This window comes from Arthrobacter sp. FX8 (assembly GCF_026723805.1).
Lineage (GTDB): Bacteria > Actinomycetota > Actinomycetes > Actinomycetales > Micrococcaceae > Arthrobacter.
Window position 1 is genome coordinate 1,425,486 of the sequence record NZ_CP113505.1, and the last position, 26,001, is coordinate 1,451,486.

Sequence of the window (26,001 nt, forward strand, 5' to 3'; positions counted from 1 at the left end):
GAATTCATGCCGGGCCCTGATGTCATGCCCGACGGCGGTCGCCTGGACCCGGCGCGCGTCAGCCACGGGCAGAAGCGGGAAGGGAGTCGCGGGACGTGGCCCGGCCGAACCGGTCCAGTGATTCGCCGGTCAGCCTGAAGGTGGACCAGCCGTCCATGGGGCGCGCACCCAGGCGGCGGTAAAAGTTGATGGAGGGCTCGTTCCAGTCCAACACGCTCCATTCCACCCGTGCGTAGCCATTCTCGACCGCGATCGCCGCAAGGTGCTGCAGCAGCGCCTTGCCGTGGCCTTCGCCCCGGGCTTCCGGGCTGACGTAAAGGTCCTCCAGGTAGATCCCGTGAACGCCCTCCCAGGTGGAGTAGTTCAGGAACCACAGCGCGAAGCCCTGCACCTCGCCCGCCGCGTTTTCGGCCATGGCCGCGAATACGCGGGGGTTGTCGCCGAAGAGCACCTGTTCCAGGCGCTCGGGCGTGTTCCGGACGGCGTCGGGTTCCTTCTCGTAATGGGCCAGTTCATGGATCATTCGGAGGATGGCGGGCACGTCGTGGCGGGTTGCGGGGCGGATTGCACTCATTCTCCGAGCTTACCGCCGGCGCCGGGACGGCTGCCCCGGCCAGGTCGGTGTCAGAGCCGGTTAACCTCCGTCACCTTGACCACCGCTGTCCCGGTGGCATCCGAGCCCGCAAGATCCACCTCGGCGGAGATCCCCCAGTCGTGGTTGCCCGCCGGGTCATCGAAGATCTGGCGCACCTTCCACGTTCCGGGTTCCTCGGTGATCATGAGCAGGCCCGGACCGCGGGCGTCGGGCCCGGTCCCGATGTCATCGTGTTCGTCGAAGTAGTCGTCCAGCGCGTCTTCCCAGCGTTCGGCACCCCACCCGGAACCGCCGTCGAGCTCGCCCAACGCCGTGGCGTCCTCGTCAGCGAACAGTTCCACCCGCCGGAACATCTCGTTGCGCACCATCACCCGGAAGGCGCGGATGTTGGAGGTGAGCGACGGCGGCGGGGGAGGCGGCGCGTCATGCGGCGTCGGCGCCGCCCCGGAGGCCAGCTCCTCCCATTCGTCCAGGAGGCTGGAGTCCACCTGCCGCACCAGCTCACCCAGCCAGGCGATCAGGTCTTCCAGGTCCTCGCGAAGCATGTCCTGCGGAACAGTCTGGCGCAACGCCTTGAAGGCATCGGCAAGGTACCGCAGCACGATTCCTTCGGACCGGGCCAGGCCGTAGAACTGGACGAATTCGCCAAAGTTCATCGCCCGCTGGTACATGTCGCGCACTACCGACTTGGGTGCAAGCTCAAAGTCGCCCACCCACGGCGCGGCCTTCCGGTAGACCTCGAACGCCTCGCCCAGGATCTCCGCGAGCGGTTGGGGGTAGGTGACCTCGTCCAGCATGGCCATCCGCTGGTCGTAGTCGATGCCCTCAGCCTTCATGGCGGCCACCGCTTCGCCGCGCGCCTTCTTCTGCTGCGCCGACAGTATCTGCCGCGGTTTCTCCAGGGTCGCCTCGATCACGGACACCACGTCCAGGGCGTACGACGGCGACTCCGGGTCAAGGAGCTCCAGTGCGGCAAGCGCAAAGGGGAGAGCGGCTGGTTCAGCGCGAAGTTCGGCTGCAGATGGACGGTCAGCCGGACGGAACGGCCATCGGGGCCTTGCTCCTCCGGCGGGATGCGTTCGATCACTTCGGCGGCCAGCAGTTCCCGGTAAATGCCCAGGGCCTTCTTCATCAGCCGCAGCTGGGAAGCGCGCGGCTCGTGGTTTTCGGTGAGCAGCCGCCGGGCCGCCGCGAACGGGTCGCCGGGCCGCTCCATCAGGTTCATCAACATGGCGTGCGTTACCGTGAAGCTGGACGTCAGCGGGTCCGGTACCGATTCCACCAACCGCTTGAACGTGGGCTCACCCCAGGAGACGAAACCCTCGGGCGGCTTTTTCTTCACCACCTGGCGCAGCTTCTTCTGGTCATCGCCGAACTTGGCGGTGGCCTTGGCCATCGCCTTGACGTTCTCAGTCACGTGCTCGGGTGCCTGCACCACCACTGTCCCGGCGGTGTCGTAGCCCGCACGGCCTGCCCTGCCCGCAATCTGGTGGAACTCACGCGGGTTGAGCAGCCGGGTGCGGACGCCGTCGTACTTGCTCAAAGCCGTGAGCAGCACCGTCCGGATGGGGACGTTGATGCCCACGCCCAGGGTGTCCGTGCCGCAAATGACCTTCAGCAGCCCCGCCTGCGCCAGCTGCTCCACCAGCCGCCGGTACTTGGGCAGCATCCCGGCGTGGTGCACACCGATCCCATGGCGGACCAGGCGGTTCAGCGTCTTCCCAAAGCCCGCGGCAAACCGGAAGTTGGCGATCAGCTCCGCGATTTTGTCCTTTTCCTCCCGGGTGCACACGTTGATGCTCATCAGGTTCTGGGCACGGTCGATCGCTTCGAGCTGGCTGAAGTGCACCACATAGACGGGCACCTGCCGGGTGGACAACAACTCCTCCAGCGTCTCGTGGACGGGTGTCTGGTGGTAGTAGTAGTGCAGCGGAATGGGCCGTTCGGCGGAACTGACGGTGGTGGTCGCACGTCCGGTCAGCGCCGTGAGCCCCTCCTCGAACCGGGTGACATCGCCCAGGGTGGCGGACATCAGCAGGAACTGGGCCTGCGGAAGCTCCATGAGGGGGACCTGCCAGGCCCAGCCGCGCTGCGGGTCGGAGTAGAAGTGGAACTCGTCCATGATCACCGCACCGAGTTCGGCTGCGCCGCCTTCCCGGAGCGCGATGTTGGCCAGGATCTCGGCGGTGCAGCAGATGATGGGAGCATCCTGGTTCACCCCGGAGTCGCCGGTGATCATGCCCACGTTCTCTGCTCCGAAGATGTCGCAGAGCGCGAAGAATTTCTCGGACACCAGGGCTTTGATCGGTGCCGTGTAATAGCTTCGGCGGCCCTGGGCCATGGCCTGGAAGTGCGCCGCAATGGCCACCAGGGACTTCCCTGACCCGGTGGGCGTGGCCAGGATGACGTTCGCCCCGGTTGCCAGCTCCATGATGGCCTCGTCCTGTGCCGGGTACAGCGACAGGCCCCGGCTTTCCGTCCACTCCACGAACCGGGTGTAAAGGGCGTCGGGGTCGACGGCGGCGGATGGGGCGGGGGCGGGCAGATCGATCAGCTGGTCAACGAGTTTCATTGACTTCAACCTTAGTGCCACGTTGCGGCCGGATCCGGAGTCCCTGGCGGGTTAGGCTACGCCTTGCCCGTGTGCGCGTCAGAAGCTGGAGAGATTCATGAAGTGGGACCCCGCCAAGTATGTCCAGTTCGGCGACTACCGGAACCGGCCGTTCTTCGATCTCACGGCCCGGATCCATGCCGACCGGCCCAAGCGCGTGGTCGACCTGGGCTGCGGGCCAGGGAACCTGACGGCAACCCTGGCTGACCGCTGGCCGGGCGCCCGGGTCCTGGGCCTGGATTCCTCCGCGGACATGCTGGCAAAGGCGTCGGCACTGGCGGAGGAGAAGCCCTCCCTTCGCTTTGAGCAGGCCGGCATCGAGGGCTGGATGCCCAGTCCGGAGACGGACGTTGTGGTCAGCAACGCCGCCCTGCAGTGGGTTCCGGGCCACCAGGACATGATGCGCAAGTGGCTGGAAGTGCTCCGGCCGGGGGCCTGGTTCGCCCTGCAGGTACCCGGAAATTTCAACGCCCCCTCGCACTCCCTGATGCGGGACATCGCGGGGTCGGACCGCTGGGCTGCAAAGCTGGACGGTGTGCTGCGGGGCGGGGAGGCCGTGGGGGAGCCGGAGGAATACCTGCGGATCCTGCTCGACGCCGGCTGCGCGGCGGATGCGTGGGAAACCACCTACCTGCAGGTCCTGCCGGGGCCGGACCCCGTGCTGGAATGGGTCCGGGGCACGGCACTGCGGCCTGTGATGGCCGCCCTGGGCGAGGAGGACGCCAGGAGTTTCGAGACCGAGTACGCGGCCTCTTTGCGGGACGCCTACCCCCGCGGGGTCCACGGCACCGTTTTGCCTTTCCGCCGCATCTTCGCAGTGGGCCGCAAAGCCGGCTAACCGGTACCCGGCCCACGGGTTTTCCACGCCCGTCACAGGCTGTGACAGCAGTGAAAAGTGATCTGGCTTACAATGACGACTGTGGTTTAGGGGTCAAGCCGCTGGCCCCCTCTTCGGCCCATGCATTTACAGGGGGTATTTTGCTGGTCGGACTCGTGAAGCGGCAGCTTGCCGGTCAATACGCGTATGTATGGGCGATCGTTTTCCTTCAGCTGATCCAGGCGGCGGCAAACCTGCTGCTGCCCACCGTGAACGCCGCCATTATCGATGACGGGATTGTCGCAGGGGAGCCGGGGGTGGTCTCGCGCCTTGGCGTGCTCATGGCCGTCATTGCCGTGGTGCAGGCAGCGTCCGCCATTGCTGCCGGCTACCTTGGGGCGGTGGTGGCCATGAGGATCGGGCACCGCCTGCGGGCCGAGGTTTTCACCCGGATCCAGTCCCTGTCCTCCCAGGACGTGGCCCTGTTCGGAACACAGAGCCTGACCATCCGCGCCACCAACGATGTCCAGCAGATCCAGGCCTTCGCGGTGCTTGTCTTCACCATGCTCTTTGCCGGGCCCGCCATGGGCGTAGGCGGCATCGTCCTGGCCGTGCAGCAGGATGTTGCGCTGTCCCTGGTGGTGATCGTCATCGTGCCCCTGCTCCTGCTGATCATGTACCTGATTGTCAGGCGGCTGATTCCGCTCTACCGTGAGGGCCAGGACCTGCTGGACCGGTCCGGCGGGATTCTTCGCGAGCAGATCATCGGGGTGGATGTCATCCGCGCCTTTGTCCGCCAGGGCCATGAGGTCCGGCGGTTTGCGGAAACCAACGCCGGCCTCACCGCCAACAACCTGCAGTCCGCGCTCCTGGTGGCGGGGATGCTGCCCACCATCATGCTGGTGGTCAATACCAGCTCGGTTGCGGTGGTGTGGTTCGGCGGGCACCGGATCCAGGCAGGCCAGATGAACCTTGGGGCGCTCACGGCGTTCATCGCCTACATCATGCAGATACTGCTGGCGATCATGATGTCCATGTACGTGCTCATGACGGCGCCGCGGGCGGCAGTCTGCGCGGAACGCATCCAGGCGGTCCTTGACACCGAGCCGTCCGTCGGCGATCCGGGCAATCACACTGCGGCCAGTGACCGAGCGGCCAACGACAGGGCAGCCAGCGACAAGGCAGCCAGTGACAAGGCAGCCGCGCCTCCGCCGCCCGGCGCCGTGCTGCCGGGGCGGCAGGCAACGCTGGCGTTCCACGATGTTGCCTTCTCTTATCCGGGAGCAGAAGCGCCCGTGCTCGCGGACATCAGTTTCACGGCAGCTCCCGGTACCACCACAGCAATCGTGGGCTCCACCGGAAGCGGCAAGACCACGCTGCTGAACCTGATCCCGCGTTTCCTGGACCCCACCCACGGCCGCATCACCCTTGCAGGCCACGACATCCGCCACCTGCCCCTGGACCAACTCCGCGCTGCCATGGCTATCGTGCCCCAGCACTCCCACCTTTTACGGGAACCATCGCAGACAACCTGCGGATGGCGGACCCCGACGCCACGGACCAGGAACTGTGGGCTGTCCTGGAGGCTGCCCAGACCATGCGTTTCATGCGCGACCTCCCGCTTGGACTTGCCACCCCCGTCGGCCAGGGCGGCGCCAGCCTGTCGGGCGGCCAGCGGCAAAGGCTCTGCATCGCCAGGGCCCTCCTGCGCAAAGCGCCCCTCTACCTCTTTGACGACAGCTTCTCCGCGCTGGACTATGACACCGACACCAGGCTGCGGCGCGCACTTGACCAGGCGCTCGCCGCCGCAACGGTCATCATCGTGGCCGAGCGCATTTCCGCGGTCGAAGACGCGGATCTCATCCTGGTGCTCGACGACGGCCGGCTGGTTGCGCAGGGAACGCACAGGGAGCTGCTGGAAACGTCCGCCACCTACCGGGAAATCGCAGACTCCCAGCTCGCGCTGGACGGCACACTGTGACGGCGGTGGAGGAATCCGCGGAATCGGCGCACAGGTTCTGGCCGACCGCCCGCAGGCTCCTTGGCCTGCTGCGCCCGTTCCGGCTGCAGATGCTGGGGGCCGTGGCGGCAACGTGCGCCTTCGCAGGGGTCAACGTTGCCGCCCCCAAGTATCTGGGCGACGCCACGGACATGGTGGTGCAGGGCATCTTCCAGGGAAGCCTGGACCAGCGCCTCGGAGTCCTGCTGGCAGCCGTGGCCTTGATGTATGTTTTCGCTTCCCTCTTCAACTGGATCCAGGGCGCTCTGACGGCACGTGCGGTGCAGGGACTTATGTATGGCCTGCGAGCAGCGCTTGAGGACAAGCTGCACCGGCTCCCCTCCACGTATTTCCGGGAACGCTCCCGCGGGGATGTCCTGAGCCGGGCCACCAACGACATCGACAACATTGCCCAGGCCCTGAACCAGGTTCTGACCCAGCTCATCGTGTCCGTCCTGATGCTGTGCGGGTCGCTGGCCATGATGCTGTGGATCTCGCCGCTGCTCGCGGCCATTGCCATTGCCAGCGTCCCCGTTTCCACCTGGATCACCGTCCTGGTGGCCCGGCGGTCCCAGGAGCATTTCGCCAGGCAATGGAAGGAGACCGGCGAACTCAACGCGCACGTGGAGGAATTCATTAGCGGGCATGAAGTCATCAAGGCCTTTGGCCGGCAGGCGCAGGCCACGGAGGTCTTCAGCCGCAGCAACGGCCGCCTGGCCCGGGCGGCAGCCAAAGCCCAGTACTCAGCCGGTGTGGTCCAGCCGCTGATGGTGCTGATGTCCAACCTCAATTACATTGCTGTCGCAGTGGTGGGTGCGCTGCAGGTCATCGCAGGCGCCATGACCATCGGCGGCGTCCAGGCCTTCATCCAATTCAGCCGGCTGTTCACCCAGCCGGTGGGGCAAATCGGCGGCCTGCTCAACGTTATTCAGTCCTGCGCAGCCTCGGCGGCAAGGGTTTTCGTGCTCCTCGATGCCGGGGAAGACCTCCAGGAACCGGCCGGCGCAGCGGCCGGCGCTCCCGCCGCCGGCCGCATCGTCTTCCATGACGTCACCTTCAGCTATCCCGGTTCCGTTCCGGCGGTCAGCAACCTCACCTTCACGGTGGAACCGGGCCAGGCGGTGGCCATCGTGGGGCACACGGGCGCGGGCAAGAGCACCGTGGTGAACCTGCTGATGCGGTTCCTGGAACCTTCGTCCGGCAGGATCACCATGGGCGGAAGGGACATCGCGGAAATTCCCCGCGACCAGCTGCGGGGCAGGTTCGGCGTGGTGCTCCAGGATTCCTGGCTTTTTGCCGGGACCATCCGGGAAAACATCGCCTACGGGCTGCCAGGCGCTGCGGATGCGGCCATAGTTGCCGCCGCGGAGGCAACGCACGCGGACCGTTTCATCAGGTCCCTGCCGCGCGGCTACGACACAGTCCTGGAGAACGGCGGCGAGCAGCTTAGCCAGGGGCAGCGGCAGCTCATCACCATCGCCAGGGCGCAGCTCGCCGGGCGCAGTGTGCTGGTCCTGGATGAGGCCACAAGTTCGGTCGATTCCAGGACGGAGGTGCTCATCCGCCAGGCGATGCAGCGGCTGCGCCAGGGGCGGACCAGTTTCGTGATTGCCCACCGTTTGTCCACCATCCGGAACGCTGATCTAATTCTCGTCATGGACCATGGACGGATCGTCGAGCAGGGCACGCATGACAGCCTCCTTGCCGCCAACAGCTACTACGCCCGGCTGTACAACGCACAGTTCGCCGAACGCGACGGCCGTGCGGGCATCCTGGAGGGCGGCCTGTGAGCGCCGCAGGCGACTTCCCGGGATCCTGGCGCCCCAACCCGGCCAGCAGCGTGGCGCTGTTCGAGCAACTCCGGCTTCAGGTCATCCATCTGGCGGACAGCGGCGCGTTGGCGCCGGGCACCAGGCTGCCTGCCGTGCGGGCCCTGGCGGAGAAGCTCGACGTCGCCCCGCACACCGTGGCCCGGGCGTACAAGGAACTGGAGGCCGCCGGGATCGTCACCACCCGTGGCCGGAACGGTACGGTGGTTGCCGCGCGTGACGAGCGCCTGGGCGGCCTGTCCGCCGCAGCCGCCGCATACGCCGCCGTCGCCAAATCCCAAGGGGCCAGCTTTGCCGAGGCCGTGAAAATCCTGGCGGCCGCCTACGATGTTCCCTGACGGCGGAACCGCGAGTGTTCGAAAAAGTTTTCGATTAGCATAATGGGGTGCCTAAAGCCGTAGCTGAAGAAACCCCTGCCCCCTCCACGTCCTTCGCGGTCCCTGCCGCCGCCGCCCCGCAGCGCCCGGACCTCTCCCGCCTTGTGGTGAAGGGCGCGCGGGAGCACAACCTGCGCAACGTGGACCTCGACCTGCCGCGCGACGCCATGATCGTCTTCACCGGCCTCTCCGGATCCGGCAAGTCCTCGCTGGCGTTCGACACAATCTTTGCCGAAGGCCAGCGCCGCTACGTCGAATCGCTGTCCGCCTACGCACGCCAGTTCCTGGGCCAGGTGGACAAGCCCGACGTCGATTTCATCGAAGGGCTCTCCCCGGCTGTCTCCATCGACCAGAAATCCACCAGCAAGAACCCGCGGTCCACTGTAGGAACCATCACCGAGATCTACGACTACATGCGCCTGCTGTGGGCGCGCGTCGGCAGGCCGCACTGCCCCGTCTGTGGTGAACCCGTGTCAAAGCAGACGCCGCAGCAGATTGTGGACCAGCTCCTCGAACTCGACGAGGGAACCCGCTTCCAGGTCCTGGCGCCGGTGGTGCGTGGCCGCAAGGGCGAGTTCGTGGACCTCTTCAAGGAACTCACCGCAAAGGGCTACTCCCGGGCGCGGGTGGACGGCAACCTCGTCCAGCTCAACGATCCGCCCAAGCTGGGCAAGCAGTTCAAGCACACCATCGAAGTGGTGGTTGACCGCCTGGTGGTCAAGGAAGGCATCAGCCAGCGGCTCACCGACTCCATCGAGACCGCGCTGGGACTGGCCGAGGGCCGGGTCCTGGCGGAGTTCGTCGACGTGGACGCGGACGCCCCCGAAAGGATCCGGGCGTTCTCCGAGAACCTCGCCTGCCCCAACGAGCACCCCCTGGCCATCGACGAAATCGAGCCGCGCTCCTTCTCGTTCAACAACCCCTTCGGCGCCTGCGCCGCCTGCAGCGGCATCGGCACGCGCCTCGAGGTTGACGAGGAACTCATTGTTCCCAACCCGGAACTCTCCCTGTCGGAGGGAGCCATCGCGCCCTGGTCACTGGGTACTGCCACCACGGAGTACTGGAACCGGCTCCTCGAGGGCCTGGCCAAGGAGGTTGGCTTCTCCATGACCACGCCGTGGGAGAAGCTGGGCAAGGACGTGCGCCAGACCATCCTGCACGGCAAGGACCACAAGGTGGTGGTGCAGTACCGCAACCGCTTTGGCCGCGAACGCAAGTACAGCACCGGGTTTGAAGGCGCCATCCAGTACGTCCACCGCAAGCACGGCGAGACCGATTCCGACTGGGCCCGCGACCGCTACGAGGAGTACATGCGGCAGGTTCCCTGCCCCGCCTGTAACGGCGCGCGGCTCAACCCGGCATCCCTGTCGGTGCTGATCAACGGCAAGTCCATCGCCGAGGTTGCCGCCCTGCCCATGCGGGACTGCGCGGATTTCCTCAACAACCTGGTGCTGACCGGGCGCGAGGCGCAGATCGCCCACCAGGTCCTCAAGGAGATCCAGGCCCGCCTGACCTTCCTGCTGGACGTGGGGCTGGAATACCTCAACCTGGAGCGCCCCTCGGCCACCCTGTCCGGCGGCGAAGCGCAGCGCATCCGGCTCGCCACCCAGATCGGCTCCGGCCTGGTGGGCGTCCTCTACGTCCTGGATGAACCCTCCATTGGGCTGCACCAGCGGGACAACCGCAGGCTCATCGAAACCCTCACCCGGCTCCGCGACATGGGAAACACCCTGATCGTCGTGGAGCACGACGAGGACACCATCCACGTGGCCGACTGGATCGTGGACATCGGACCCGGCGCGGGCGAGCATGGCGGCCAGGTGGTCCACTCGGGGACCTACAAGGAGTTGCTGGACAACAAGGAGTCCCTGACCGGCGACTACCTGTCCGGCCGCAAGGCCATCGAGGTGCCCCGGAAGCGGCGCAAGTACGACAAGAAGCGCGAGATCAAGGTATTGGGCGCACGGGAGAACAACCTCCTGAACGTCGACGCAGCCTTCCCGCTGGGTCTTTTCACCGCGGTGACGGGCGTGAGTGGTTCGGGCAAGTCCACCCTGGTCAATGAAATCCTCTACAAGGTGCTGGCCAACAAGCTCAACGGCGCCAAGCAGGTGGCCGGACGGCACAAGACGGTCCAGGGCCTGGAGCACCTCGACAAGGTGGTCCATGTAGACCAAAGCCCCATCGGCCGCACGCCGCGGTCCAACCCGGCCACGTACACCGGTGTCTTCGACAACATCCGCAAGCTCTTCGCCGAAACCACCGAGGCCAAGGTCCGCGGCTACCTGCCCGGCCGTTTCTCGTTCAACGTCAAAGGCGGCCGCTGCGAGGCCTGCTCCGGCGACGGCACGCTGAAGATCGAGATGAACTTCCTGCCTGACGTGTACGTCCCCTGCGAGGTGTGCCACGGTGCGCGCTACAACCGGGAGACCCTGGAGGTGCACTACAAGGGCAAGACCATCGCCGACGTCCTCAACATGCCCATCGAAGAGGGCGCCGAGTTCTTCGCGGCCTTCTCGCCCATCGCACGGCACCTGAACACCCTGGTGGACGTGGGACTCGGGTATGTCCGCCTCGGACAGCCTGCCACCACCCTCTCCGGCGGTGAAGCGCAACGCGTCAAGCTCGCGGCGGAGCTGCAGAAACGCTCCAACGGCCGCAGCATCTACGTCCTGGACGAGCCCACCACTGGCCTGCACTTCGAGGACATCCGCAAGCTGCTGATGGTCCTGCAGGGGCTGGTGGACAAGGGGAACACGGTGATCACCATCGAGCACAACCTGGACGTCATCAAGAGTGCCGACTGGCTGGTTGACCTCGGGCCCGACGGCGGTTCGGGCGGCGGCCAGATTGTCGCGGCTGGAACGCCGGAGCAGGTGGCCAAGTCCGGCACCAGCCACACCGGGAAGTTCCTGGCCGAGATACTCGGCTGACCGGAGGAAATTCCACCGAAATATTCCTCACGGGGAATGCGAGTTTCAGGCACTCCTGCTGTCATGAGAAACTAACCCGGTGACTTCAACAACAGTGCCCGTGATCTTTGACCTGGACGGCACTCTTGTCGACCCGGAAGGTGGCATAACCGAGGGGATTGCCGCGGCCCTCCGCGGACTGGGGCTCCCGGTTCCCGGCCAGGACCTGCTCAACGCGATGATCGGCCCCAAGCTGAGCGATTCCCTGCTCAACGTGGCAAAGGTACCGGCGGACCGCCTGGAAGAGGTGGTCCGCCGGTACCGCGAACACTACGTGGCCACCGGAATCGCCCAAAGCCGGCTGTACCCGGGCATCCGCGGGATCCTTGAATCCTTCGCCGCAGCGGGCCGGCCTGTGGCAGTAGCCACCCAAAAGCCACAGCGTCTGGCGCATACGGTGCTGGCGCATCATGGCATCGACGGCCTCTTCCACGGAATCCACGGCTCCGGCGATGACGAAGCGGCAGTGGACGGTGTTCCCGTGGGCAAGACCCAGATCATCGCCGCCGCCCTGCGGGACCTGGACACGCAGCACGCCATTATGGTGGGGGACCGCGCCCAGGACGTGTCCGGGGCCATCGCCAACGGACTGGACTGCATCGGCGTCGCATGGGGGTTCGCTCCGGACGGGGAACTGGAGGAAGCCGGCTCCGTGGCTGTCGTCAGCACCGATGAGGAGCTGGTCGCGGTCATCGAGCGTCTGCAGGCCGTCCACGTCGCGGCAATGAGCGGGGTGAGCAACGATGGAAATGTTTGATGCCGTCCGCTGGACCACCCGCAACCTGATCTCCGGCACCTGCCGGCCCACCGTCGTCGGGCTGGACAATGTCCCCTCCGACGGCCCGTTTATCGTGGCTCCCAACCACCTGTCCTTCTTCGACAGCGTGATCGTCCAGGCATTGATGCCGCGGCCGGTCGCCTTCTTCGCCAAAGCCGAATACTTCACCACCGGCGGCGTCAAGGGCAAGGTCATGAAGGCGTTCTTCGAATCCGTGGGCTCCATTCCGGTGGAGCGCGGCGAACAGGCCGCAAGTGTCCAGGCGCTCAAGACACTGCTGGACATCCTGGAGTCAGGCCGCGGCATCGGCATCTACCCTGAGGGAACCCGTTCCCGGGACGGCATCCTCTACCGGGGACGCACCGGGGTCGGCTGGCTGGCGCTCACTACCGGGGCGCCGGTGATTCCCGTGGGCCTGATCGGCACCGAGAAGCTGCAGCGCGCCGGCGAGAAGGGGGTCAGGCCGCAGCACTTCACCATGAAGGTGGGGGAGCCGCTGTACTTCGACAAGACCGGCCCGGACCACTCCCTGCCTGCCCGCCGCGAGGTCACGGACCGCATCATGGACGCCATCGCCGAACTCAGCGGCCAGGAACGTTCGGCCAGTTACAACCAGAGCAAGACCCCGGAATAGCCGGCAAGCCGGCCAGGGACAGCCGGAACGGACCCCGTCCTGGCCGGCTGGCAGGGAGACCCGGCGCGACTCAGTAGACTTGATAGGTGGCAAATCCAGCAAGTTACCGGCCCAAAACCGGTGAAATCCCCACCAACCCGGGCGTATACCGGTTCCGTGATCCGCACGGCCGGGTCATCTATGTGGGCAAGGCGAAAAGCCTGCGGTCCAGGCTGAATTCGTATTTCGCCAACCCGGCCGGACTGCTGCCCAAGACCTATGCCATGGTGCACGCGGCCAGCAGCGTCGAGTGGACGGTCGTTGGCAGCGAACTCGAGTCGCTGCAGCTGGAATACACCTGGATCAAGGAATTCAAGCCCCGGTTCAATGTGGTGTTCCGGGACGACAAGACCTATCCCTACCTCGCCGTGACCATGAACGAGAAGTACCCCCGGGTACAGGTCATGCGGGGGGACAAGCGGAAGGGGACCCGCTACTTCGGCCCGTACACCGCCGGGGCCATCCGCGAGACCATGGACACCCTGCTCCGCGTCTTCCAGGTCCGGAGCTGCAGCGCCGGCGTCTTCAAGCGGGCGGAGGCCAGCGGGCGGCCGTGCCTGCTGGGATACATCGACAAGTGCTCCGCGCCCTGCGTGGGCCGGATCTCGCCGGAGGACCACAAGGCACTTGCCGAGGATTTCTGCGCCTTCATGGGAGGCGAGGCGAAGCGGTTCATCAACAAGCTGGAAAAGCAGATGGCCGACGCCGTGGCGAAGCTGGACTATGAGCACGCCGCCCGGCTCCGCGACGACATCACGGCCCTGCGCAAGGTCTTCGAACGGAACGCCGTGGTGCTGTCCGAGGACACGGATGCAGACGTCTTCGCCCTGCATGAGGATGAGCTGGAAGCCGCCGTCCAGGTGTTCCACGTCCGCGGCGGCAGGATCCGCGGCCAGCGCGGCTGGGTGGTGGAAAAGGTGGAGGATTTCACCACTCCGGACCTGGTGGAGCACCTGCTCCAGCAGGTCTACGGCGAGGACGGCGACACCCATGGCCGGCTGCCGCGCGAAGTCCTGGTGCCCGTGGCGCCCAGCAACGCGGAGGACCTTGCCAAATGGCTGGGCGGCATCCGTGGCGCCAAGGTGGACATCCGGGTGCCGCAGCGCGGAGACAAGGCGGCGCTGATGTCCACCGTCCGCGAGAATGCCGAGCACGCGCTGAAGCTGCACAAGACGCGGCGCGCCGGGGACCTCACCGTCAGGTCCCAGGCCCTCCAGGAACTCCAGGAGGCACTGGACCTGCCCGTGCCCCTGCTCCGGATCGAATGCTTCGACGTCTCCCATGTCCAGGGCACCAACGTGGTGGCATCCATGGTGGTGGTGGAGGACGGGCTGCCCAAGAAGTCGGACTACCGCAAGTTCTCCATCACCGGCCCCGCGGCCGCCGACGACACGGCGGCCATGCATGACGTCCTGACCCGGCGGTTCCGCCACTACCTGCAGGACAAGTCCGCGCAGGTGGACGAATCCGTCCTGGCATCCGACGGCCTGGAACCGGACGTGGACGCCGCCGTGCTGGACACCACCACTCCTGCACCCAAGGCCAGGTTCGCCTACCCGCCCAACCTGGTGGTGGTGGACGGCGGGCAGCCACAGGTGAACGCAGCGGCCCGCGCCCTGAAGGACCTGGGCATCGACGACGTCTACGTGGTGGGCCTGGCCAAGCGGCTGGAGGAGGTGTGGCTTCCGGACAGCGACTTTCCCGTCATCCTGCCCCGAACCTCCCAGGGGCTGTACCTGCTCCAGCGGATCCGTGACGAGGCGCACCGCTTCGCCATCACCTTCCACCGGCAAAAGCGCGGCAAGGCCATGACCGTGTCCGCGCTGGACGCTGTTCCGGGCCTGGGCGCCTCCAAGCGCAAGGCCCTGCTGGCCCACTTTGGATCGGTCAAGGGCGTGAAGGCCGCAACCGTGGAAGAGCTTTCGCAGGCAAAGGGGATTGGTCCGGCACTCGCCAGCGCCATCGTGAACCACTTCGCCGCTGACGGGCCCGAGGCCGTTGCCGTGCCCGCGATCAACATGACCACCGGCGAAATCATCGAGACTTAGCGGAGTTCCCGGAAATTTAGCTAGGGTAAAGGACGGGCAGTGCCATCACGGCTGCCGGTGGACAACGAGGAAACGGGGCAGGCTTCATGGCAGACACGACGGCGGGATCCGGAGCGGATCAGGACGGGCTGGAGCCCGTCAAACCGCTCGAAGCGGAACTGCTGGTGGTCACCGGAATGTCCGGCGCCGGGCGGAGCACCGCCGCGGACGCCCTGGAGGACCATGGCTGGTATGTCGTGGAGAACCTCCCGCCCCAGATGCTGGGCACGCTGGCGGAGCTTGTTTCGCACGCCCCGCAGTCCATCCCCCGGCTGGCAGTGGTGATCGACGTCCGCAGCAAGGGCCTTTTCGCGGACATCCGCGCAGCCCTGGGCGCACTCGCCGCGAGCGGTGTCACCTTCCGCGTCCTGTTCCTCGACGCCAGCGACAACGTCCTGGTCCGGCGGTTCGAACAGGGGCGGCGGCCCCATCCGCTGCAGGGCGGCGGACGCATCCTGGACGGCATCGCTGCCGAACGTGAGCTGCTGCAGGAACTGCGCGACAGCTCCGACGTCGTCCTCGACACCTCCAACTACAACGTCCATGGGCTGGCCACCGCCATCACCGAACTGTTCAGCGAAACCGGTCCGGTGGCGCTTCGGCTGAATGTCATGAGCTTTGGCTTCAAGTACGGCCTGCCGGTGGACGCCAACTATGTGGCCGATGTCAGGTTCATCCCCAACCCGCACTGGGTACCGCAGCTGCGCCCGCTGACGGGCCTGGACAAGGACGTCAGCGACTACGTGCTCGAGGCCGAAGGCGTCAAGAACTTCGTGGACCGGTATGTCCTGGCACTCGAACCCGTCCTGGAGGGCTACCGCAGGGAGAACAAGCACTACGCCACCATCGCCGTCGGCTGTACGGGCGGCAAGCACCGCTCCGTTGCGGTCGCCGTGGAACTTTCCAAGAAACTTGCGCAGTACCCCCGGGTCACGGTGACCACCGCGCACCGGGATCTGGGCCGCGAATAATGGCACTTTTCACCGGAGCACTGCCCCTGGTGCCGCCTGCCGCCGGCAAGGGCTCGGGCCAGCAGGACAAGGGCCCCAACGTGGTGGCCCTGGGCGGCGGCCACGGCCTTGCGGCCTCGCTGTCCGCGCTCCGCCTGCTCACCTCCGAACTCACCGCGGTGGTCACAGTGGCGGACGACGGCGGGTCGTCGGGGCGTCTGCGCGAGGAGTACGGTGTCCTTCCGCCGGGAGACCTCCGCATGGCGCTGTCTGCGCTCTGCGACGACACCGACTGGGGCCGTACCTGGCGCGATGTCATGCAGCACCGGTTCCGCGCCGCAAAGGGACCTGGCGGATCGCTGGACGAGCACGCCATGGGGAACCTGCTGATCGTCACGCTCTGGGAACTGCTGGGGGACACCGTCGCAGGGCTCAAATGGGCGGGTGCCCTGCTGGGCGCCCGCGGCCAGGTCCTGCCCATGTCCACCGTGCCACTCACCATTGAAGGTGATGTGCGCGTGACCGCACCTGACGGCTCAACCGCGCTGCAAACCATCCACGGCCAGGCCCGCTGTGCCGTGGCAGGCTCACTCGAGGAGGTCCGCCTCCTGCCGAAAGCGGCGCCGGCCTGCACGGACGCCCTGACGGCCATCGAACTGGCGGACTGGGTGGTCCTGGGTCCGGGCTCCTGGTACACGTCCGTCCTGCCGCACCTGCTCCTGCCGGAGATGCGCCAGGCCCTCTGCAGCACCCCCGCCAAACGCTGCCTGACCATGAACCTTGCCACGGACACCAAGGAAACCACGGGCATGACGGCGGCGGACCATCTCCACGTCCTGCGGCGCTACGCGCCGGAGTTCAGCGTGGACGTGGTCCTGGCCGATCCCACCTCCATAACGGACCGCCGGGAGTTCGAGAAGGCCGCCGGCATGCTCGGCGCAGAGGTGGTCTTGGGTAAAGTAGGGGCGTCGGGACGCCGCCCTGTCCACGAGCCGCTGCGGCTGGCGACGGCGTACCAGGACATTTTTGGGAACAGTTAGGAAGGTGCCATGGCACTGACAGCATCAGTCAAGGAAGAACTGTCCCGTCTGGACATCAAGAAGTCATCAGTGCGCAAGGCTGAGGTTTCCGCCATGCTCCGGTTTGCCGGGGGACTGCACATCATCTCCGGCCGGATCGTCATCGAGGCGGAAGTGGACCTGGCCTCGACGGCGCGCAGGCTCCGTGCCGCCATCGCAGAGGTCTACGGACACCAAAGCGAAATCATCGTCGTTTCCGCCGGCGGACTCCGGCGCGCCAGCCGCTACGTGGTCCGCGTGGTCCGTGACGGCGAGGCGCTGGCACGCCAGACCGGCCTCCTGGACGGACGCGGACGCCCCGTGCGCGGGCTGCCGTCCGCCGTCGTGAACGGTTCCGCGGCGGACGCCGAGGCCGTCTGGCGCGGGGCCTTCCTGGCCCACGGCTCCCTCACGGAGCCCGGCCGGTCATCATCGCTGGAGGTCACCTGCCCGGGGCCCGAATCCGCCCTGGCCCTGGTGGGCGCGGCCCGCCGCCTGGACATCCAGGCCAAGGCCAGGGAAGTCAGGGGAGTGGACCGGGTGGTGATCCGCGACGGTGACACCATCGCCGCACTCCTGACCCGCATGGGAGCCCACGACGCCCTGATGGTCTGGGAGGAGCGCCGCATGCGCAAGGAGGTCAGGGCAACCGCCAACCGGCTCGCCAACTTCGACGACGCCAACCTGCGCCGTTCCGCACAGGCAGCGGTGGCGGCAGGGGCAAGGGTGGACCGGGCACTGGAAATCCTCGGCGACGATGTTCCGGACCACCTGAAGTACGCAGGCGAACTGCGGGTGGCGCACAAGCAGGCCAGCCTGGACGAGCTGGGCCGCCTGGCCGACCCCGTCATGACCAAGGATGCTATTGCCGGCAGGATCCGCCGGCTGCTGGCCATGGCGGACAAGCGCGCCCTTGACCTGGGCATTCCCGGAACGGACGCCAATGTGACGCCCGAAATGCTGGACGAGTAACCGCCCCATAGAATCAAAAATAATTCCGGGCACCAGCTGCCCGGATGCACAATCCGAGAGTTACCAACCGGGCCTGACGGGTCCACGATATTGGAGGATTTTGTGACCGAGTACGTATTGCCGGAACTCAGCTACGACTACGCCGCCCTCGAACCGCACATTTCCGCGCGGATCATGGAACTGCACCACAGCAAGCACCACGCCGCCTACGTGGCAGGCGCCAACAACGCCCTCGCCCAGTTGGCCGAGGCGCGCGAAAAGGGCGACTTCGCCAACATCAACCGGCTTTCCAAGGACCTCGCGTTCCACACCGGCGGCCACATCAACCACTCCGTGTTCTGGAAGAACCTCTCCCCGGACGGCGGCGACAAGCCCGAGGGTGAGCTGGCTGCCGCGATCGATGACGCCTTCGGCTCCTTCGATGCCTTCCGTGCACAGTTCTCCGCCGCTGCCCTGGGCCTCCAGGGATCGGGCTGGGGCTTCCTCGCCTACGAGCCCATCGGCGGAAACCTCGTCATCGAGCAGCTGTACGACCAGCAGGGCAACACGGCACTGGGAACCACCCCGCTGCTGATGCTGGACATGTGGGAGCACGCCTTCTACCTGGACTACGTCAACGTGAAGGCCGACTACGTCAAGGCCTTCTGGAACATCGTCAACTGGGCGGACGTTGCCAAGCGTTTCGAGGCAGCACGCACCAACGCCACGGGACTCATCACCCTCGCGTAGTGGGCGGCACCATACCCTGCTGTAACAAACTTCACATTCGGACTTAAACCACCCGCAATGTGGACCGTCCGCCCCCGCACTTGCGGGGGCGGACCCAGTTAAACGTAAGATAGGTCACGGAAGGCGGTTAGCCTTCAGCAATGAGGCTGGTCGCCCTCCGTTTGTAAATCATCTCTGCCCAATGGCGTGCGGGATCTGTTAGTTGGCTTGATAGCCCGCTCAACTAGTTGTGCTTCTGAAAGCACCAAGGAGACTGAAAAAGTGACGACCCGTATTGGTATCAACGGCTTTGGCCGTATTGGCCGCAACTACTTCCGCGCAGCCCTGGCACAGGGCGCCGACCTGGAGATCGTTGCAGTCAACGACCTCACCAGCCCCGAAGCCCTGGCCCACCTGTTCAAGTACGACTCCGTGGGCGGCCGCCTGAAGGAAACCATTGAGGTCAAGGACGGCAACATCGTCGTCAACGGCAACGTCGTCAAGGTACTGGCTGAGCGCGACCCCGCCAACCTCCCCTGGGGCGAACTGGGAGTGGACATCGTCATCGAGTCCACCGGCTTCTTCACCAAGGCCGCCGATGCCCGGAAGCACATCGATGCCGGCGCCAAGAAGGTCCTGATCTCCGCTCCCGCCTCGGACGAGGACATCACCATCGTGATGGGCGTGAACCACAACCTGTACGACAACGCCACGCACCACATCATCTCCAACGCCTCCTGCACCACCAACTGCCTCGGCCCGCTGGCCAAGGTGGTCAACGACGAATTCGGCATCGAACGCGGCCTGATGACCACCGTCCACGCCTACACCGCAGACCAGAACCTGCAGGACGGCCCGCACAAGGACCTGCGCCGCGCCCGCGCTGCCGCCATCAACATGGTCCCCACTTCCACCGGCGCCGCCAAGGCCATCGGCCTGGTCCTGCCTGAGCTGAAGGGCAAGCTGGACGGCTACGCCATCCGCGTTCCCGTGCCCACCGGCTCGGCCACCGACCTCACCGTCACCGTCTCCCGCGAGACCACCGTGGAGGAAGTCAACGCAGCCCTCAAGCGCGCCGCCGAATCCGAGGAACTGCAGGGCTTCCTGACCTACACGGACGAGCCCATCGTGTCCTCCGACATCGTCGGCGACCCCGCATCCTCCATCTTCGACTCCGGCCTGACCAAGGTCATCGGCAACCAGGTCAAGGTTGTTTCCTGGTATGACAACGAATGGGGCTACTCCAACCGCCTCGTAGACCTTACGGAGCTTGTCGCATCCAAGCTGGGCTAGGGTTAGACACATGACATCTCACACCCTCAACGAACTGATCGCTGAAGGTGTCCGCGGGCGGTACATTCTGGTTCGAAGTGACCTGAATGTGCCGCTCGACGGCTCTACAGTCACTGATGATGGCCGTATCAAGGCCTCCCTGCCAGTGCTGCAAAAGCTCACGGACGCCGGTGCCCGCGTGCTGGTAACAGCCCACCTCGGACGCCCCAAGGGCGCCCCGGAAGACAAGTACTCCCTCCGCCCCGCAGTGGACCGCCTCGCCGAACTGGCAGGCTTCAAGGTCACCCTTGCAGCCGACACCGTCGGCGATGCCGCCAAGGCAGCCGCCGCGTCGCTGCAGGACGGTGAAGCGCTGGTCCTCGAGAACGTCCGCTTCGACGCCCGCGAAACCAGCAAGGACGACGCTGAACGCGGAGCCTTCGCGGATGAGCTCGTGGCGCTCACCGGCGGCAACGGCGCCTACGTGGATGACGCCTTCGGCGCCGTCCACCGCAAGCACGCCAGTGTCTATGACGTCGCCACCCGGCTTCCGTCATACCAGGGCGACCTGGTGCACACCGAAGTGGAAGTTCTCCGAAAGCTGACCACCGACACCCAGCGCCCCTATGTGGTGGTGCTCGGCGGCTCCAAGGTCTCGGACAAGCTCGCGGTCATCGACAACCTGATCGGCAAGGCTGACACCATCCTGGTGGGCGGCGGAATGCTCTTCACGTTCCTGGCGGCAGCAGGCCACAAGGTTGGCTCCAGCCTCCTTGAGGAGGACCAGATCACCGTCGTCAAGGACTACCTGAAGCGCGCGGCCGATGCCGGCACGGAATTCGTTGTCCCCACGGACGTTGTGGTGGCAGAGAAGTTCGCCGCCGACGCCAGGCACGAGACCGTGGCAGCCGACGCCATTGAAGGCAGCAGCTTCGGCGCCCAGGGCATCGGCCTGGACATTGGGCCGGATACAGCGGCTGCCTTCTCCGAACGGATCAAGGGCGCGCGGACAGTCTTTTGGAACGGCCCCATGGGTGTCTTCGAATTCGAGGCATTCTCGGCCGGCACCCGTGCAATCGCCCAGGCCCTCACCGAAACCGGCGGGTTCACCGTGGTGGGCGGAGGGGATTCCGCTGCCGCTGTGCGCACGCTGGGTTTCAGTGATGACCAGTTCGGACACATTTCCACTGGCGGCGGCGCCAGCCTGGAATACCTTGAAGGCAAGGAACTCCCCGGCCTCAGCGTCCTGGACCGGTAGGGCCAAGCCGGTAGAACCACCGCTGCTTTCCCAGCAGTAAACGGACTTCGCAGTCCTCCGGCCGGCAGGTTGCCCGCGGCAGCCTGCCGGCCGCACACATATCAAGAACTTTTTGGAGATTACGTGACTACGTCAACGAACGGCGCTTTCGACCGCAAGCCCTTCATCGCGGGCAACTGGAAAATGAACATGGACCACGTCCAGGGCATCACGCTCCTGCAGAAGCTGGCCTGGACCCTCTCCGACGCCAAGCACGACTACAGCCGCGTCGAGGTGGCCGTCTTCCCGCCGTTCACTGACCTCCGCGGTGTCCAGACCCTGGTCCAGGGCGACGACCTGCAGGTCGCCTACGGCGGCCAGGACCTGTCCCAGTTCGACTCAGGAGCCTACACCGGCGACATTTCCGGGCAGTTCCTGAACAAGCTCGGCTGCAAGTACGTCCTGGTGGGCCACAGCGAACGCCGCACCATCCACAACGAATCCGATGACGTCCTCAACGCCAAGGTCAAGGCCGCCTTCAGGCACGGGGTCACCCCGGTCCTCTGCGTCGGCGAAGGCCTTGAGATCCGCCAGGCCGGAACCCACGTCGACCACACGCTGCAGCAGCTCCGTGCCGGAGTGTCCGGCCTGACGGCCGAACAGGCCGCCGAACTGGTGGTGGCCTACGAGCCCGTCTGGGCCATCGGCACCGGTGAAGTGGCAGGACCGGAGGACGCACAGGAAATGTGCGCCGCCATCCGCGCCGAGCTGGAATCGCTGTTCGGTGCCGGGACAGCCGGCAAGACCCGCCTTCTCTACGGCGGTTCGGTAAAGGCCAACAACGCGGCAGCGATCCTGCAGGAACGCGACGTGGACGGCCTGCTGGTGGGAGGCGCAAGCCTCGACCCCGCCGAGTTTGCTAATATTGTCAGGTTCGAGAGCCACCTGGTCGCGGACTAGTCTCCAGCCAGCGAAAACTCCCGCAATCCCAACTTCTGAAAGGCCGTCGTGGACGTTCTTCATGTCATTCTGCAGATCCTCCTGGGCATCACCAGCCTCCTGCTGACGCTGCTGATCCTCCTGCACAAGGGACGCGGCGGCGGGTTGTCCGACATGTTCGGCGGCGGCATGAGCTCGGGCCTCAGCTCTTCAGGCGTGGCAGAACGGAACCTCAACCGCTTCACCATCATCCTGGGCGTGACGTGGGGCGTGGTGATCATCGCCCTTGGCCTGATCATGCGGTTCAGCGGGACCGGGGATTCCTGACCCTGCTGTACAAGGTCCTTTAGGCCCTGCCGCCCGGTAGGCCTGCCAATTAGACTGTGGCTGTCGGTTCACCCGGCGGCCACAGTCTTGTTTAAGCTGCAGGTCCCCGGCGTCCGCTTCGAGGCAGGAGTCGTAATGGTCCATCCGTCATCAGGCTTCCGGGGCACCCGCGCCGGGGTTACTGCAGGGTCCGGGTCGAGCCTGCAGTCCAACGACTCGTCCCCGCGCCCTCTTCCCCGTATCCGGGTGTCCTATTGGTGTGCCAGGGGGCATGAGACGCAGCCCGTGTTCCTGAAGATGCCCGAGGACCAGATTCCCGCGACGTGGGACTGCAGGCGTTGTGGCGGACCCGCCACCAGGGACGGACGGGCCGCGGCTGCTGACGACCCTTTCGACGACGGCTACAAGAGCCATCTGGAATACGTTAAAGAACGGCGCTCCGCCCAGGACGCCGAAGACGTCCTGGCCGGAGCGCTGGAAAAGCTACGCGCCCGCGGCGTCCTTCCGGACCAACTGCTGCGGGACACGTGAGGCTGCATTCTCGTCAATCAACCACAGGGTACGGGACGTTCCACGGGGGCCGGACGCCGGTACCTGCACAGGGTTGGCCCCGGCCAGGGCCAGCCCCACAGCTCCTGCCTTGTCCTCACCGGCCACAACCATCCAAACCTCCGCCGCCGTATTGATGGCGGGAAGGGTCAGCGAGATCCGCAGCGGCGGCGGCTTGGGGGAGTTCCTGACACCAACCACCGTGCGCTCCTTTTCGCGGATGCCGGCCTGTTCCGGAAACAGCGATGCGATGTGTGCGTCGGGCCCCACGCCGAGCAGCACCACGTCCAGCCGGGGGAGCGAGGACGGCTCCTCCGGCCGGTCGTCGGACATGTCGGCCGCGTGTTCGTCTGCTGCGGCTTCCCGCAGCTGGCGGGCGTAGTCCTCGGCGGCTTCCTCCGGAGTGCCGAACTCATCCGAAGAACCAGGGGAGTGCACCCGGTCCGGATTGACGGGGATGTGGGACAGCAGTGCGTCGAACGCCTGCCTGGTATTCCGCTCAGGATCGGCAGACCCGACGAATCGTTCGTCGCCCCACCAGAAGTTGACCTTGGACCAGTCGACGGCGGGCGCTGCCGGTGAGTCCGCAACCGCCTTCAGCGTGCCGATCCCCACGGTTCCCCCGGTGAGCACCACGGTGGCTTCGCCGTACTTGTCCTGCACGTCAACGAGCTTGGTGATCAGGCGGGCCGCGATGGCGGCCATGAGGACGGACGAATCTGGATGGATGCTTACTCGTGGGTCAACGCTCACTGGGTCGGACGCTCCTTAGATTGGTACGTGGCAGTCCCATAGTAATCACTTCCCCGAAGACTTCGTCCGGGTCGAGGCGGCGGAGTTCTTCGGCGAGGCAGTCGCGGAGGCTGCGGCGTGGGAGGGAGATCCGTTGGGCGGGTTGGCCGGGTTGGGTGAGTTCGGCGACGGAAAGTCCGGGGCGGAACAGCTGGACGTCGCCGCCGGGGCGGCTGAGGCGGACGCGGCGGATGCCGGTCCCTGCCGGGTCCGCGACGATGGTCACGGGTGCGTCCAGGGTCAGGGTGAGCCAGGCTGCCAGCAGGATGGTGGAGGGTGAGTCCGAGGCGCCTTCGACCGCGACGGCCGTGACCGGTGAGGAGTCCACTTCGTCCAGGGCTGCCGCGAGCTGGATCCGCCAGTTGGTCAGCCGGGTCCAGGCGAGGTCGGTGTCGCCGGCCTTGTAGGTGCGGTGGATCCGTTCCAGTGCGGCCTGGGGGTCGGGTTCGTTCGCGGAGTCGGTGATCCTGCGGTGCGCGATCGCGCCGATGGAGGTCTCGCACGCGTTCGCGGGGGCGCCGTGCGGCCACCAGGCCACGATTGGGGCGTCCGGGAGCAGCAGCGCGGCCACCAGGGACTCGGACTCGTGGGCCAGTTGGCCGTAGCCGCGCAGCACGATCACTTCCGAGGCGCCGGCGTCCCCGCCCACCCGGATCTGCGCGTCGAGCCGGTCTTCGGCGTCCTTCCCGGCGTCGGCGAGGACGATGATCCGGCAGGGGTGTTCCCGGCTGGCGTCGTTTGCGGCCTCGATCGCTTCTTCCTCGAGTCCGGACTTGGTCACGACCACCAGGGTCAGGACCCGGCCCAGCGCGATCACGCCGCCCTGCTCGCGCAGGGCCATGAGTTTCTTGGACACCTTCGAGGTGGTGGTGTCAGGCAGGTTAACGATCATGGCCTTCTCCAGGTTCGTCCGTCACGGGCCAGCAGCTCATCGGCCGAGGCGGGGCCCCAGGAACCGGGGGCGTAGGGTTCGGGCTGCTCACTCAGGGACGCCCAGTATTCCTCGAACGGGTCAAGGATCTTCCAGGACAGCTCCACTTCCTCATGCCGCGGGAACAGCGGCGGCTCACCCAGAAGCACGTCCAGGATCAGCCGCTCGTACGCCTCCGGAGAGGACTCCGTGAACGAGTGCCCGTAGCCGAAGTCCATGGTCACGTCGCGGACTTCCATTTGCGTGCCCGGGACCTTGGAACCGAACCGGATGGTCACGCCCTCATCGGGCTGGACCCGGATCACCACGGCGTTCTGCCCGAAGTCATCCTCCCCGTGGTCACGGAACAACAGGTTCGGGGCGCGCTTGAAGACCACCGCGATTTCGGTCACGCGCCGGCCCAGGCGCTTGCCGGCCCGCAGGTAGAACGGCACTCCGGACCAGCGGCGGGTGTGGATGTCCACCCTGACAGCGGCGTAGGTTTCGGTGGTGGAATCGGCGGGGATGCCTTCTTCCTCCAGGTAGCCCTGGACCTGCTCGCCGCCCTGCCAGCCGCCGGTGAACTGCCCGCGGGCCGAGTGCGTGGACAGGTCCTCCGGGAGCTTGACCGCGGCGAGGACTTTTTCCTTCTCTGCCCGCAGGTCATCGGCGTTGAAGGAGATCGGCTCCTCCATCGCCGTCAAAGCGAGCAGCTGCAGCAGGTGGTTCTGGATCACGTCGCGGGCCGCGCCCACGCCGTCGTAATATCCTGCCCGGCCGCCGGTGCCGATGTCCTCGGCCATGGTGATCTGGACATGGTCCACGTAGTTAGCGTTCCACAACGGCTCGAACAACTGGTTCGCGAAACGCAGCGCCAGGATGTTCTGCACCGTTTCCTTGCCCAGGTAATGGTCAATCCGGAACACCGCGTCCGGCGGGAACACCGATTCGACGATGTCGTTCAATTGCCTGGCCGACTGTAGGTCGTGACCGAACGGCTTTTCGATCACCACGCGCCGCCATTTGTCCCCCTCGGCCTGCGCCAGGCCGTGCTTGGAGAGCTGCCGGCAGACCTGCTCGAACGCCTTGGGCGGGATCGACAAGTAGAACGCGTGATTCCCCGGGTGCCCCGGACGTCGTCGAGTTCCTTGATGGTCTCACCAAGGCGTTCAAAGGCCGCGTCGTCGTCGAACTCGCCCTGGACAAACCGGATGCCCTCGGACAACTGGTTCCACACGGCCTCATCGAACGGCGTCCGCGCATGGGCCTGCACCGAGGCCTTCACCTCGGCGGCGAAATCTTCCTTGTCCCACTCCCGGCGGGCAAAACCCACCAGCGCGAAACTCGGCGGCAACAGCCCACGGTTGGCAAGGTCATACACCGCAGGCATGAGCTTCTTCCGGGCCAAATCACCCGTGACCCCAAAGAGCACCAACGACGACGGACCGGCAATCCGGTTCAAACGGCGGTCACGCGGATCGCGCAACGGATTACGCCCGCGGCCCGCGCCCTTCCTGCCGTATTCAGTTTCTGGCATGGTTGCTTCTGC

19 protein-coding genes and 3 pseudogenes are annotated in these 26,001 nt (G+C 66.1%); 17 read left to right on the forward strand and 5 right to left on the reverse strand.

Annotation, left to right across the window (positions count from 1 at the left end; all coding sequences use genetic code 11):
* Positions 1-58: 58 nt before the first annotated feature.
* Entirely contained in the window at positions 59-574 is a 516-nt protein-coding gene (locus tag OUO20_RS06430; RefSeq protein ID WP_018771992.1) for a GNAT family N-acetyltransferase, read from the reverse strand.
* A 50-nt stretch (positions 575-624) separates the two neighbouring features.
* Positions 625-3,167: pseudogene (locus OUO20_RS06435) on the reverse strand (DEAD/DEAH box helicase).
* A 97-nt stretch (positions 3,168-3,264) separates the two neighbouring features.
* Between OUO20_RS06435 and OUO20_RS06440 the strand changes: the two are divergent.
* The 17 genes and pseudogenes from OUO20_RS06440 to OUO20_RS06520 all read left to right on the forward strand — a co-directional run bounded on the left by OUO20_RS06440 (position 3,265) and on the right by OUO20_RS06520 (position 22,732).
* A complete protein-coding gene (locus tag OUO20_RS06440; RefSeq protein ID WP_134165367.1) occupies positions 3,265-4,044 on the forward strand; it encodes a trans-aconitate 2-methyltransferase in 780 nt (259 codons plus the stop codon).
* Positions 4,045-4,184: 140 nt separating this feature from the next.
* Positions 4,185-6,004: pseudogene (locus OUO20_RS06445) on the forward strand (ABC transporter ATP-binding protein).
* Positions 6,001-7,812, forward strand: coding sequence for an ABC transporter ATP-binding protein (locus OUO20_RS06450; RefSeq protein WP_056390226.1), 1,812 nt, complete (start codon positions 6,001-6,003; stop codon positions 7,810-7,812). Before OUO20_RS06445 ends, OUO20_RS06450 begins: the two are co-directional and overlap by 4 nt.
* On the forward strand, positions 7,809-8,189 hold the full coding sequence (locus OUO20_RS06455; RefSeq protein WP_018771987.1) for a GntR family transcriptional regulator: 381 nt from the start codon (positions 7,809-7,811) through the stop codon (positions 8,187-8,189). The genes OUO20_RS06450 and OUO20_RS06455 overlap by 4 nt, the downstream gene beginning before the upstream one ends.
* Before the next feature lie 47 nt (positions 8,190-8,236).
* The gene (gene uvrA / locus OUO20_RS06460) at positions 8,237-11,161 is read left to right on the forward strand and encodes an excinuclease ABC subunit UvrA (RefSeq protein WP_018771986.1); all 2,925 of its coding nucleotides are present in this window, start codon (positions 8,237-8,239) and stop codon (positions 11,159-11,161) included.
* Between the two features lie 79 nt (positions 11,162-11,240).
* Entirely contained in the window at positions 11,241-11,957 is a 717-nt protein-coding gene (locus OUO20_RS06465; RefSeq protein WP_268003113.1) for an HAD hydrolase-like protein, read from the forward strand.
* On the forward strand, positions 11,944-12,612 hold the full coding sequence (locus tag OUO20_RS06470) for a lysophospholipid acyltransferase family protein (RefSeq protein WP_026266192.1): 669 nt from the start codon (positions 11,944-11,946) through the stop codon (positions 12,610-12,612). Before OUO20_RS06465 ends, OUO20_RS06470 begins: the two co-directional genes overlap by 14 nt.
* A gap of 86 nt (positions 12,613-12,698) precedes the next feature.
* A complete protein-coding gene (gene uvrC / locus OUO20_RS06475) occupies positions 12,699-14,699 on the forward strand; it encodes an excinuclease ABC subunit UvrC (RefSeq protein WP_268003114.1) in 2,001 nt (666 codons plus the stop codon).
* A gap of 86 nt (positions 14,700-14,785) precedes the next feature.
* The gene (gene rapZ / locus OUO20_RS06480) at positions 14,786-15,709 is read left to right on the forward strand and encodes an RNase adapter RapZ (protein ID WP_018771982.1); all 924 of its coding nucleotides are present in this window, start codon (positions 14,786-14,788) and stop codon (positions 15,707-15,709) included.
* Positions 15,709-16,728, forward strand: coding sequence for a gluconeogenesis factor YvcK family protein (locus OUO20_RS06485; RefSeq protein ID WP_268003115.1), 1,020 nt, complete (start codon positions 15,709-15,711; stop codon positions 16,726-16,728). Before rapZ ends, OUO20_RS06485 begins: the two co-directional genes overlap by 1 nt.
* Positions 16,729-16,737: 9 nt before the next feature.
* Positions 16,738-17,718, forward strand: coding sequence for a DNA-binding protein WhiA (whiA, locus tag OUO20_RS06490; RefSeq protein WP_015937022.1), 981 nt, complete (start codon positions 16,738-16,740; stop codon positions 17,716-17,718).
* A 102-nt stretch (positions 17,719-17,820) separates the two neighbouring features.
* On the forward strand, positions 17,821-18,447 hold the full coding sequence (locus tag OUO20_RS06495) for a superoxide dismutase (RefSeq protein ID WP_268003116.1): 627 nt from the start codon (positions 17,821-17,823) through the stop codon (positions 18,445-18,447).
* Between the two features lie 261 nt (positions 18,448-18,708).
* Positions 18,709-19,719, forward strand: a complete 1,011-nt coding sequence (gene gap, locus OUO20_RS06500; RefSeq protein ID WP_018771979.1) for a type I glyceraldehyde-3-phosphate dehydrogenase — start codon at positions 18,709-18,711, stop codon at positions 19,717-19,719.
* 10 nt (positions 19,720-19,729) lie between these two features.
* A complete protein-coding gene (locus OUO20_RS06505; RefSeq protein ID WP_056390232.1) occupies positions 19,730-20,956 on the forward strand; it encodes a phosphoglycerate kinase in 1,227 nt (408 codons plus the stop codon).
* A gap of 123 nt (positions 20,957-21,079) precedes the next feature.
* Positions 21,080-21,895, forward strand: coding sequence for a triose-phosphate isomerase (gene tpiA / locus OUO20_RS06510; protein WP_018771977.1), 816 nt, complete (start codon positions 21,080-21,082; stop codon positions 21,893-21,895).
* 48 nt (positions 21,896-21,943) lie between these two features.
* Positions 21,944-22,201, forward strand: coding sequence for a preprotein translocase subunit SecG (secG, locus tag OUO20_RS06515; RefSeq protein WP_018771976.1), 258 nt, complete (start codon positions 21,944-21,946; stop codon positions 22,199-22,201).
* Between the two features lie 135 nt (positions 22,202-22,336).
* On the forward strand, positions 22,337-22,732 hold the full coding sequence (locus OUO20_RS06520) for an RNA polymerase-binding protein RbpA (RefSeq protein WP_026266190.1): 396 nt from the start codon (positions 22,337-22,339) through the stop codon (positions 22,730-22,732).
* Here OUO20_RS06520 and pgl read toward each other — a convergent pair.
* The 3 genes and pseudogenes from pgl to zwf all read right to left on the reverse strand — a co-directional run bounded on the left by pgl (position 22,685) and on the right by zwf (position 25,989).
* On the reverse strand, positions 22,685-23,455 hold the full coding sequence (gene pgl, locus OUO20_RS06525; protein ID WP_268003399.1) for a 6-phosphogluconolactonase: 771 nt from the start codon (positions 23,453-23,455) through the stop codon (positions 22,685-22,687). The two genes, OUO20_RS06520 and pgl, sit on opposite strands and share 48 nt — an antisense overlap.
* 37 nt (positions 23,456-23,492) lie before the next feature.
* Positions 23,493-24,434 (reverse strand): glucose-6-phosphate dehydrogenase assembly protein OpcA, encoded by a 942-nt coding sequence (locus tag OUO20_RS06530; protein WP_134165361.1) that lies wholly within the window; start codon positions 24,432-24,434, stop codon positions 23,493-23,495.
* Positions 24,431-25,989: pseudogene (gene zwf, locus OUO20_RS06535) on the reverse strand (glucose-6-phosphate dehydrogenase). The gene OUO20_RS06530 and the pseudogene zwf overlap by 4 nt, the downstream one beginning before the upstream one ends.
* Positions 25,990-26,001 lie beyond the last annotated feature (12 nt).

Coding starts and splice junctions, on each gene's coding strand:
- OUO20_RS06430 (WP_018771992.1), bottom strand. CDS start 574: ATGAGTGCAATCCGCCCCGCAACCCGCCACGACGTGCCCGCCATCCTC.
- OUO20_RS06440 (WP_134165367.1), top strand. CDS start 3,265: ATGAAGTGGGACCCCGCCAAGTATGTCCAGTTCGGCGACTACCGGAAC.
- OUO20_RS06470 (WP_026266192.1), top strand. CDS start 11,944: ATGGAAATGTTTGATGCCGTCCGCTGGACCACCCGCAACCTGATCTCC.
- rapZ (WP_018771982.1), top strand. CDS start 14,786: ATGGCAGACACGACGGCGGGATCCGGAGCGGATCAGGACGGGCTGGAG.
- OUO20_RS06485 (WP_268003115.1), top strand. CDS start 15,709: ATGGCACTTTTCACCGGAGCACTGCCCCTGGTGCCGCCTGCCGCCGGC.
- whiA (WP_015937022.1), top strand. CDS start 16,738: ATGGCACTGACAGCATCAGTCAAGGAAGAACTGTCCCGTCTGGACATC.
- OUO20_RS06505 (WP_056390232.1), top strand. CDS start 19,730: ATGACATCTCACACCCTCAACGAACTGATCGCTGAAGGTGTCCGCGGG.
- OUO20_RS06520 (WP_026266190.1), top strand. CDS start 22,337: ATGGTCCATCCGTCATCAGGCTTCCGGGGCACCCGCGCCGGGGTTACT.
- pgl (WP_268003399.1), bottom strand. CDS start 23,455: ATGGCCGCCATCGCGGCCCGCCTGATCACCAAGCTCGTTGACGTGCAG.
- OUO20_RS06530 (WP_134165361.1), bottom strand. CDS start 24,434: ATGATCGTTAACCTGCCTGACACCACCACCTCGAAGGTGTCCAAGAAA.